The sequence below is a fragment of the Escherichia sp. 94.0001 genome (assembly GCF_013369155.2).
GTDB lineage: Bacteria > Pseudomonadota > Gammaproteobacteria > Enterobacterales > Enterobacteriaceae > Escherichia > Escherichia coli_F.
Genome location: NZ_JABWMS020000091.1, coordinates 1 through 10,893, shown reverse-complemented (window position 1 = coordinate 10,893; position 10,893 = coordinate 1). Strand labels below are relative to the sequence as shown.

Below are 10,893 nucleotides of genomic sequence, written 5' to 3'. Positions count from 1 at the left end.
CCATGTGGGCTGCCCCGGCCTTCAGGGAACGCCTCGGCGATTTTGACGCCACCAACACCGGTGCGGTTTGTAATTAAAGCGCAAGAATATCTTTAAATGAAAATGAATACCCTACCGATCCTTATGCATAACATTTCCTTTTAATTGCAACTTTACTCGTCCTTCCGCTTTCAGTAGTGTGTCATCGCGCATTTCGACTTCTTTCTTTGCAAGGACTGGTTTTTCATGTTTTCTGGGCTGTTAATCATTCTGGTTCCCCTGATTGTGGGTTACCTCATTCCGCTTCGCCAAAAAGCTGCATTAAAGGTTATTAATCAGCTATTAAGCTGGATGGTTTACCTTATTCTCTTTTTTATGGGTATCAGTCTGGCGTTTCTCGATAACCTCGCCAGTAACCTGTTGGCGATTCTGCATTATTCCGCCGTCAGTATTACCGTTATTTTACTGTGTAATATTGCCGCCCTGATGTGGCTGGAGCGAGGCCTACCGTGGCGCAACCACCATCAGCAAGAAAAACTCCCGTCACGTATTGCGATGGCGCTGGAGTCCCTCAAGCTCTGCGGTGTGGTGGTGATTGGCTTTGCTATTGGCCTTAGCGGATTAGGTTTCTTACAACACGCTACGGAAGCGAGCGAATACACGTTAATTCTGCTACTTTTCCTCGTCGGTATTCAGTTGCGCAATAATGGCATGACCTTAAAGCAGATTGTCCTTAATCGCCGGGGAATGATTGTCGCTGTGGTGGTGGTGGCCAGTTCTTTAATTGGTGGTTTAATTAACGCCTTTATTCTTGATCTTCCCATCAATACCGCGCTGGCAATGGCTTCCGGTTTCGGCTGGTATTCTCTTTCCGGTATTTTATTGACCGAATCTTTTGGTCCGGTAATCGGGAGCGCGGCGTTTTTTAATGATTTGGCCCGTGAGCTGATTGCTATTATGTTGATCCCTGGGCTGATTCGCCGTAGCCGCTCGACTGCACTGGGCTTATGCGGTGCAACCTCGATGGATTTCACCCTGCCCGTTCTTCAACGTACTGGCGGGCTGGATATGGTCCCGGCGGCGATTGTTCACGGTTTTATTCTCAGCCTGTTAGTACCTATCCTCATCGCCTTTTTCTCCGCGTAATACCTCTCTGGCGGTAGATCCCTGCCGCCAAAATTGCGCTAAATCAATCTCCCTTAAAGTTGCATGAAAAATCCCTTTTATCCCCGTGTTAAGCGTCTTAATCTTAAACATGTATATTAAATATAACTTTAAAAGGTGTGATCATGTTTTGTGTGCAATGTGAACAAACTATCCGTACTCCGGCAGGAAACGGCTGCTCATACGCGCAGGGGATGTGTGGTAAAACGGCGGAAACCTCTGACCTTCAGGATTTACTCATTGCGGCGCTGCAAGGGCTTTCGGCCTGGGCGGTAAAAGCGCGTGAATACGGCATCATCAACCACGATGTAGACAGCTTCGCGCCGCGCGCATTTTTCTCAACCCTGACTAACGTTAACTTCGATTCTCCGCGTATTGTCGGCTACGCTCGTGAAGCAATTGCCCTGCGCGAGGCGCTGAAAGCACAGTGCCTGGCTGTAGATGCCAACGCCCACGTCGATAACCCGATGGCTGACCTGCAACTGGTGAGTGACGATCTCGGCGAGCTGCAACGTCAGGCGGCGGAATTTACTCCCAATAAAGATAAAGCAGCGATTGGCGAAAACATTCTCGGCCTGCGTCTGCTCTGCCTGTATGGCCTGAAAGGTGCTGCCGCCTATATGGAACACGCGCACGTTCTCGGTCAATATGACAACGATATTTACGCCCAGTACCATAAAATCATGGCATGGCTGGGTACCTGGCCTGCCGATATGAACGCACTTCTCGAGTGCTCCATGGAAATCGGCCAGATGAACTTCAAAGTGATGAGCATTCTGGACGCAGGCGAAACCGGTAAATACGGTCACCCGACGCCAACTCAGGTCAACGTCAAAGCGACGGCGGGTAAATGCATTCTGATTTCCGGTCACGATCTCAAAGATCTCTACAACTTGCTGGAACAGACCGAAGGCACGGGCGTTAATGTCTACACTCACGGCGAAATGCTGCCTGCCCACGGCTACCCGGAGCTGCGTAAATTCAAGCATCTGGTCGGTAACTACGGCAGCGGCTGGCAGAATCAGCAAGTAGAGTTCGCTCGCTTCCCTGGACCTATCGTGATGACCTCGAACTGCATCATCGACCCAACCGTAGGGGCTTATGACGATCGTATCTGGACCCGCAGCATCGTTGGCTGGCCGGGTGTGCGTCATCTGGATGGTGATGATTTCTCAGCAGTTATTGCCCAGGCACAACAAATGGCGGGCTTCCCGTACAGCGAAATTCCGCACCTGATCACCGTGGGCTTTGGTCGTCAGACGCTGCTTGGCGCGGCGGATACGCTGATTGATCTGGTGAGCCGTGAAAAACTGCGTCATATCTTTCTGCTTGGTGGCTGTGACGGCGCACGCGGCGAGCGCCACTACTTCACCGATTTCGCCACCAGCGTACCAGATGACTGCCTGATCCTGACTCTCGCCTGCGGTAAATATCGCTTTAACAAACTTGAGTTCGGCGATATCGAAGGTCTGCCGCGTCTGGTAGATGCTGGTCAATGTAACGATGCTTACTCAGCGATTATTCTGGCTGTCACTTTGGCAGAAAAACTGGGCTGCGGTGTCAACGATCTGCCGTTGTCGCTGGTACTCTCCTGGTTCGAACAAAAAGCGATTGTTATTCTGCTGACGCTGCTTTCTTTGGGCGTGAAAAATATCGTTACCGGCCCGACTGCACCTGGCTTCCTGACGCCAGACCTGCTGGCGGTACTGAACGAGAAATTCGGCCTGCGTTCTATCACCACTGTTGAAGAAGATATGAAGCAACTGTTGAGCGCGTAAGGAGTTTGTCGATGACGATGCCAACCAATCAATGCCCGTGGCGGATGCAGGTTCATCACATTACGCAAGAAACGCCGGATGTGTGGACGATTTCCCTGATTTGCCACGATTACTACCCGTATCGCGCCGGGCAATATGCGCTGGTCAGCGTGCGAAACTCAGCGGAAACGCTGCGTGCTTACACCATTTCCTCCACACCAGGCGTGAGTGAATACATCACTCTGACCGTGCGGCGGATTGATGACGGTGTCGGTTCCCAGTGGCTGACCCGCGATGTAAAACGCGGTGATTATCTCTGGCTTTCAGACGCGATGGGGGAATTTACCTGCGACGATAAAGCAGAAGATAAATTCCTGTTGCTGGCGGCTGGCTGCGGCGTCACGCCGATTATGTCGATGCGTCGCTGGCTGGCGAAAAATCGCCCGCAGGCGGATGTGCAGGTGATCTACAACGTGCGTACGCCGCAGGATGTCATTTTCGCGGATGAGTGGCGTAATTACCCGGTGACACTGGTGGCGGAAAATAATGTTACCGAGGGATTCGTTGCCGGACGCCTGACTCGCGAACTGCTGGCCCGCGTTCCTGATTTAGCCTCGCGTACTGTAATGACCTGTGGCCCGGCTCCGTATATGGATTGGGTAGAACAGGAAGTGAAAGCGCTCGGCGTGACGCGTTTCTTTAAAGAGAAGTTCTTTACGCCAGTGGCGGAAGCAGCAACCAGCGGTCTGAAATTCACCAAACTGCAACCGGCGCAAGAATTTTACGCACCTGTTGGCACCACACTGCTGGAGGCTTTGGAAAGCAACAAAGTTCCGGTTGTCGCCGCCTGCCGTGCAGGTGTTTGCGGCTGCTGTAAGACGAAAGTGGTTTCCGGTGAATATACGGTGAGTAGCACAATGACGCTGACCGACGCCGAAATCGCAGAAGGTTATGTACTGGCCTGCTCCTGCCATCCGCAGGGGGATTTGGTTCTCGCATAATCGTATTATGCCCGATGATATACCTGTCATCGGGCAGTTTAACCGTTAGTGCCTCATTTTTCTCCCATCTCTTCCCCCTCCGTCAGATGAACTAAACTTGTTACCGTTATCACATTCAGGAGATGGAGAACCATGAAACAAACGGTTGCAGCTTATATCGCCAAAACACTCGAATCAGCAGGGGTAAAACGCATTTGGGGAGTGACGGGCGACTCTCTGAACGGTCTTAGCGACAGTCTTAATCGCATGGGCACCATCGAGTGGATGTCCACCCGTCATGAAGAAGTGGCGGCCTTTGCCGCTGGCGCTGAAGCCCAACTTAGCGGAGAACTGGCGGTCTGCGCCGGATCATGCGGACCTGGCAACCTGCACTTAATCAACGGTTTGTTCGATTGTCACCGTAATCACGTTCCGGTACTGGCAATTGCCGCTCATATCCCTTCCAGCGAAATTGGCAGCGGCTATTTCCAGGAAACCCACCCGCAAGAGTTATTCCGCGAATGTAGCCATTATTGCGAGCTGGTTTCCAGCCCGGAGCAGATCCCACAAGTGCTGGCGATTGCTATGCGTAAAGCGGTGCTAAACCGTGGCGTTTCCGTTGTCGTGTTACCGGGCGACGTGGCGTTAAAACCGGCTCCGGAAGGGGCAACCACGCACTGGTATCATGCGCCACAACCAGTCGTCAGCCCAGAAGAGGAAGAGTTACGCAAACTGGCGCAACTGCTGCGTTACTCCAGCAATATCGCTCTGATGTGTGGCAGCGGTTGCGCGGGGGCGCATAAAGAGCTCGTCGAGTTTGCCGGAAAAATTAAAGCGCCAATTGTTCATGCCCTGCGCGGTAAAGAGCATGTCGAATACGATAATCCGTATGGTGTCGGAATGACGGGATTAATCGGCTTCTCGTCAGGTTTTCATACCATGATGAACGCCGACACGTTAGTGCTGCTCGGCACCCAATTCCCCTACCGTGCGTTCTACCCGACCGATGCCAAAATTATTCAGATTGATATCAACCCGGCCAGCATCGGCGCGCACAGTAAGGTGGATATGGCACTGGTCGGTGATATCAAATCGACTCTGCGTGCATTGCTGCCTTTAGTGGAAGAAAAAACCGATCGCAAATTTCTGGATAAAGCGCTGGAAGATTACCGCGATGCCCGCAAAGGGCTGGACGATTTAGCTAAACCGAGTGAGAAAGCCATTCACCCACAATATCTGGCGCAGCAAATTAGCCATTTTGCTGCCGATGACGCCATTTTCACCTGTGATGTCGGCACACCAACGGTATGGGCGGCGCGTTATCTGAAAATGAACGGCAAGCGCCGCCTGTTAGGTTCGTTTAACCACGGTTCAATGGCTAATGCCATGCCTCAGGCGCTGGGCGCGCAGGCAACCGAGCCGGAACGACAGGTGGTCGCCATGTGCGGTGATGGCGGTTTCAGTATGTTGATGGGCGATTTTCTCTCAGTGGTACAAATGAAGTTGCCGGTAAAAATTATCGTCTTTAACAACAGTGTGCTGGGCTTTGTGGCGATGGAGATGAAAGCCGGAGGCTACCTGACTGACGGCACCGAACTGCACGACACCAACTTTGCCCGCATTGCTGAAGCGTGCGGTATTACGGGCATCCGCGTAGAAAAAGCCGCTGAAGTCGATGAAGCCTTGCAACGCGCCTTTTCCATCGACGGCCCGGTGCTGGTGGATGTGGTAGTTGCGAAAGAAGAGTTAGCCATTCCGCCGCAGATCAAACTCGAACAGGCCAAAGGATTTAGCCTGTATATGTTGCGCGCAATCATCAGCGGACGCGGTGACGAAGTGATCGAACTGGCGAAAACGAACTGGCTAAGGTAAAAAGGGTGGCATTTCCTGTCATAAATAAGGACATGCCATGATTGATTTACGCAGTGATACCGTTACCCGACCGAGCCGCGCCATGCTCGAAGCAATGATGGCCGCCCCGGTTGGGGACGACGTTTACGGAGACGACCCTACCGTTAATGCTCTGCAGGACTATGCGGCAGAGCTTTCCGGGAAAGAAGCCGCCATTTTTCTGCCTACCGGCACTCAGGCCAACCTGGTCGCTCTGCTCAGTCACTGCGAGCGCGGCGAAGAGTATATTGTCGGTCAGGCCGCGCATAACTATCTGTTTGAAGCCGGTGGCGCAGCGGTGCTGGGCAGTATTCAGCCGCAACCCATCGATGCTGACGCCGACGGTACGCTACCGCTGGATAAAGTCGCCATGAAAATCAAACCCGACGATATCCATTTCGCCCGCACCAAATTACTCAGTCTGGAAAACACCCACAATGGAAAAGTGCTGCCGCGGGAATACCTGAAAGAAGCATGGGAATTTACTCGCGAGCGCAATCTGGCACTGCATGTTGACGGGGCGCGCATCTTTAATGCCGTGGTGGCTTACGGCTGCGAACTGAAAGAGATCACGCAATATTGTGATTCGTTCACCATTTGTCTGTCGAAAGGTCTTGGTACGCCAGTCGGTTCATTACTGGTCGGCAATCGTGATTACATTAAACGCGCCATCCGCTGGCGGAAAATGACTGGCGGCGGGATGCGTCAATCCGGCATTCTGGCTGCCGCAGGGATGTATGCGCTGAAAAATAACGTCGCACGCTTGCAGGAAGACCACGACAACGCAGCCTGGATGGCGGAGCAGTTGCGTGAAGCAGGCGCGGATGTGATGCGTCAGGACACCAATATGCTGTTTGTTCGCGTCGGACAAGAAAATGCTGCCGCGTTAGGCGAATACATGAAAGCGAGAAACGTACTGATTAACGCCTCGCCGATTGTCCGCCTGGTAACCCATCTTGATGTCTCGCGTGAACAACTGGCAGAAGTCGCAGCCCACTGGCGCGCTTTCCTGGCGCGTTAAGGAGAGAGACGTGCCGCAACGCATTTTAGTTCTCGGTGCCAGTGGCTATATTGGTCAGCATCTGGTGCACGCGCTCAGCCAACAAGGGCATCAGATCCTGGCGGCAGCACGTCACGTCGACAGGCTTGCAAAACTGCAACTGGCAAACGTCAGTTGCCATAAAGTCGATCTCAGCTGGCCGGATAACCTTCCGGCCCTGTTGCAGAATATCAATACCGTCTATTTTCTGGTGCACAGCATGGGCGAAGGCGGTGATTTTATCGCTCAGGAACGCCAGGTAGCTCTTAACGTCCGCGATGCGCTGCGCGAAGCACCGGTTAAACAATTAATCTTTCTCAGTTCATTGCAGGCCCCGCCTCACGAGCAGTCGGACCATCTGCGCGCCCGTCAGGCTACGGCGGATATTCTTCGTGAAGCGGGTGTCCCAGTGACCGAATTGCGCGCCGGAATTATCGTTGGTGCAGGTTCAGCAGCGTTCGAAGTCATGCGCGATATGGTCTACAACCTGCCAGTGTTAACGCCGCCACGCTGGGTTCGTTCACGCACCACGCCCATCGCGCTGGAAAACTTGCTGCACTATCTGGTGGCGCTGTTAGATCATCCGGCCAGCGAACACCGCATCTTCGAAGCCGCCGGACCAGAGGTGCTCAGTTATCAGCAACAGTTTGAACATTTTATGGCGGTGAGCGGTAAGCGCCGCTGGTTAATCCCCATCCCCTTTCCCACCCGCTGGATTTCGGTGTGGTTTCTCAATGTGATTACTTCCGTACCGCCAACCACCGCCAAAGCGTTGATTCAGGGGCTGAAACATGATCTGCTGGCGGATGACACCGCGCTACGTGCACTCATCCCACAACGGCTGATCGCTTTCGATGACGCGGTACGTCGCACGTTGAAAGAAGAAGAAAAGCTGGTCAACTCCAGCGACTGGGGATACGACGCTCAGGCCTTTGCCCGCTGGCGACCGGAGTACGGTTATTTCGCCAAACAGGCGGGGTTTACCGTTAAAACGTCCGCCAGCCTTGCGGCTTTATGGCAGGTGGTGAATCAAATCGGCGGTAAAGAGCGTTATTTCTTTGGCAATATTTTGTGGCAAACCCGGGCGTTGATGGACCGCGCGATCGGTCATAAGCTGGCGAAAGGCCGCCCGGAGCGTGAATATTTGCAGACCGGAGATGCGGTGGATAGCTGGAAAGTGATTGTCGTTGAACCGGAAAAACAACTTACGCTGTTATTTGGCATGAAAGCGCCGGGGCTGGGACGACTGTGTTTTACCCTGGAAGATAAAGGTGACTATCGTACTATCGATGTTCGCGCATTCTGGCATCCGCACGGTATGCCGGGGCTGTTTTACTGGTTATTGATGATCCCCGCGCATCTGTTTATTTTTCGCGGAATGGCAAAACGAATCGCCAGACTGGCAGAACAAAGCACAGATTAATCGACAAAACCTGCGTTATTCTTTCATGTTTCCCATTGCATCATGGGGGAAATCACGGAAGAATGCGCACGTCATTTTCTCAACAACAGTGGATTGATATGAAGGTACTGGTTACCGGCGCCACCAGCGGCTTAGGTCGAAACGCGGTAGAGTTTTTGTGCCAGAAAGGCATCAGCGTGCGAGCGACCGGTCGCAACGAGGCAATGGGTAAATTGCTGGAAAAAATGGGCGCAGAGTTTGTTCCGGCGGATCTGACCGAGCTGGTCTCATCACAAGCTAAAGTGATGCTCGCAGGCATTGATACGTTGTGGCACTGCTCCAGCTTTACCTCTCCGTGGGGGACACAACAGGCTTTCGATCTGGCTAACGTTCGCGCCACTCGCCGTCTGGGTGAATGGGCTGTCGCCTGGGGAGTACGTAACTTTATTCATATCTCTTCCCCCTCCCTGTACTTCGATTATCACCACCATCGCGATATTAAAGAAGATTTTCGCCCTCACCGCTTCGCTAACGAGTTTGCCCGCAGCAAAGCGGCCAGCGAAGAAGTGATCAATATGCTTTCGCAGGCGAATCCACAAACACGCTTTACTATTTTACGCCCACAAAGTCTGTTCGGGCCGCACGATAAAGTCTTTATTCCCCGTCTGGCGCATATGATGCACCACTACGGCAGCATTCTGTTACCACACGGCGGCAGTGCGCTGGTCGATATGACGTACTATGAAAATGCCGTGCACGCCATGTGGCTGGCAAGTCAGGAAGCCTGCGATAAGCTGCCTTCCGGGCGAGCATATAACATTACCAACGGCGAGCATCGCACTCTACGCAGCATCGTGCAGAAACTTATCGACGAGTTGAATATTGACTGTCGTATTCGTTCCGTCCCCTACCCGATGCTGGATATGATCGCCCGCAGCATGGAGCGTTTAGGCCGCAAGTCAGCAAAAGAGCCGCCCCTGACCCACTACGGCGTCTCCAAGTTGAATTTTGACTTTACGCTGGATATTACGCGTGCGCAGGAAGAGTTAGGTTATCAACCAGTCCTCACCCTGGATGAAGGTATCGAGAAAACTGCCGCCTGGCTACGCGACCACGGAAAACTGCCGCGCTAATCCTGCCCGTATTTCTCCAGCAACGCTTCGGCAATCGCCTGAGTTTCTGCATCCGCTTCGCCGTTGTATAACGTCGGGCGGAAATGCATCTGGAACGCCATAATCACGCGCCGCTGCTCGCGCGGTGTCATATCAGGTTTAACGTCATAACCGTAGCGCGCCAAAAGCTCCAGCAATGATGCGGTATCTACCGGTGTGTGCGGCGCGCGCCCGGCAAGGTAAAAGTTCACCCGTTGCGCATCCGGCCAGGCACCAATCCCCTGCTGCGCCAGTTGTTGCCAGGGGAATAACGGCCCCGGATCGTCTTTGCGCTGCGGCGCAATATCCGCATGCGCCACTACGTTTTCCGGCTTGATGTGATAACGGGCAATAATATCTTTCGCCAGCGGAATAAGCGCCTGAATCTGTGCCTGTTCAAACGGGGCAAAATATTTCACTCCGGATGATTTTTGCCAGCCACGGTTTTCCAGCTCAATGCCAATAGAGGTGTCATTAAGACGCGTTGCCCCGCGCCAGGCGCTAATCCCCGCATGCCAGGCCAGTTCCTGTTCCGGCACCAGTTGCCAGATGCGCGGTTTACCGTTGTATCGCGGTGGTACCGCAGGGACCAGATAATGCGAGCTGACCTGCTTGTCGGTCAATGTCGCCAGCGAGCTATCAAAATCATCTGCGGTGTAGTGGATCACCAGCACTTTAATGCGCGGATACGCCGCCTGCGCCTGGCGTCGGGTATCAAGCTGATATCCCTCTTTCTCGACAATGCCTTTTTCGCCGGCACACCCTGCCAGTAACAGAGCGGCGGCGACCAGCCAGAAGACTCTTCTCATCGACGCGTTTTCACCGCCGTACCGCTGACGCTAACCATCAGCATACTGCCGTTTTGCCCGACCGTTTCGTAGTCGATATCAATACCGACTACGGCATCGGCCCCCAACGCCCGCGCCTGCTCACCAAGTTCCTCAAAGGCAATCTCCCGCGCTTTACGCAATTCTTTTTCATAAGCCCCGGAGCGTCCGCCAACGATATCGCGGATACCGGCAAAGAAATCACGGAAAATATTGGCACCTAAAATCGCTTCGCCTGTCACCACACCGCAATATTCAACGATGGTCTGGCCTTCCAGAGTTGGGGTTGTAGAAAATTGCATGATCGATCTCCTTGTTTGCTAATCCTTCGATCTCAAAGCATTATCGGGCTGATATGCCATGTTGGGAAGAAGGTTTTGATCAGTTTAGGAAATCATCTCATTGTGTCAAAAATAAGCGCATATGCCTTTACGATTACCCGTCTCCTAACCCGATATTGGTTTCATTATGGGATAGCGCTGACCTGCTGTATTATGTTGTACCTGCAACATTAATGAATGGGAAGAGTCACCTTATATTGTAAATTATTCCAAAATTTTTCCGCATCTTGAGGCTGAGGAATATAGCTCTGAATTCTTGTTTGATCGGTCTCCGCAAAACATGAAAGTAATGTAACCTCAAGACTTCTATCATTAATATAAGCAAAGATCATTTTTGCAAATTCGTAAATAAATGCCCGATCC

General features: G+C 52.7%; 9 protein-coding genes and 1 pseudogene. 7 read left to right on the top strand and 3 right to left on the bottom strand.

Features of this window, described 5'->3' with window-relative positions:
• Window positions 1-225: 225 nt before the first annotated feature.
• The 7 genes from lysO to HEN33_RS22775 all read left to right on the top strand — a co-directional run bounded on the left by lysO (window position 226) and on the right by HEN33_RS22775 (window position 9,344).
• Window positions 226-1,125 carry an L-lysine exporter LysO gene (gene lysO, locus HEN33_RS22805; RefSeq protein ID WP_000491128.1) on the top strand — a complete coding sequence of 300 codons (900 nt, stop codon included), beginning with the start codon at window positions 226-228 and terminating at the stop codon, window positions 1,123-1,125.
• 143 nt (window positions 1,126-1,268) lie between these two features.
• Window positions 1,269-2,921, top strand: a complete 1,653-nt coding sequence (hcp, locus tag HEN33_RS22800) for a hydroxylamine reductase (protein ID WP_000458799.1) — start codon at window positions 1,269-1,271, stop codon at window positions 2,919-2,921.
• Between the two features lie 11 nt (window positions 2,922-2,932).
• Window positions 2,933-3,901, top strand: a complete 969-nt coding sequence (gene hcr / locus HEN33_RS22795) for an NADH oxidoreductase (RefSeq protein ID WP_176263377.1) — start codon at window positions 2,933-2,935, stop codon at window positions 3,899-3,901.
• 132 nt (window positions 3,902-4,033) lie between these two features.
• Window positions 4,034-5,752: a ubiquinone-dependent pyruvate dehydrogenase gene (gene poxB, locus HEN33_RS22790; RefSeq protein WP_176263378.1), complete on the top strand. Its 1,719-nt coding sequence runs from the start codon at window positions 4,034-4,036 to the stop codon at window positions 5,750-5,752.
• A gap of 37 nt (window positions 5,753-5,789) precedes the next feature.
• Window positions 5,790-6,791 (top strand): low-specificity L-threonine aldolase, encoded by a 1,002-nt coding sequence (ltaE, locus tag HEN33_RS22785; protein WP_000566406.1) that lies wholly within the window; start codon window positions 5,790-5,792, stop codon window positions 6,789-6,791.
• Window positions 6,792-6,801: 10 nt separating this feature from the next.
• Window positions 6,802-8,232: a DUF2867 domain-containing protein gene (locus tag HEN33_RS22780; RefSeq protein WP_176263379.1), complete on the top strand. Its 1,431-nt coding sequence runs from the start codon at window positions 6,802-6,804 to the stop codon at window positions 8,230-8,232.
• A gap of 98 nt (window positions 8,233-8,330) precedes the next feature.
• Window positions 8,331-9,344 carry an NAD-dependent epimerase/dehydratase family protein gene (locus HEN33_RS22775; protein WP_032183969.1) on the top strand — a complete coding sequence of 338 codons (1,014 nt, stop codon included), beginning with the start codon at window positions 8,331-8,333 and terminating at the stop codon, window positions 9,342-9,344.
• Here HEN33_RS22775 and amiD read toward each other — a convergent pair.
• The 3 genes and pseudogenes from amiD to HEN33_RS26195 form a co-directional block, all read right to left on the bottom strand.
• Window positions 9,341-10,171 (bottom strand): N-acetylmuramoyl-L-alanine amidase AmiD, encoded by an 831-nt coding sequence (gene amiD / locus HEN33_RS22770; protein WP_001550894.1) that lies wholly within the window; start codon window positions 10,169-10,171, stop codon window positions 9,341-9,343. The genes HEN33_RS22775 and amiD overlap by 4 nt on opposite strands.
• On the bottom strand, window positions 10,168-10,491 hold the full coding sequence (locus HEN33_RS22765) for a heavy metal-binding domain-containing protein (protein WP_001160732.1): 324 nt from the start codon (window positions 10,489-10,491) through the stop codon (window positions 10,168-10,170). The genes amiD and HEN33_RS22765 overlap by 4 nt, the downstream gene beginning before the upstream one ends.
• 209 nt (window positions 10,492-10,700) lie before the next feature.
• Window positions 10,701-10,893, bottom strand: a pseudogene (locus HEN33_RS26195) (pentapeptide repeat-containing protein); the annotation flags it as partial.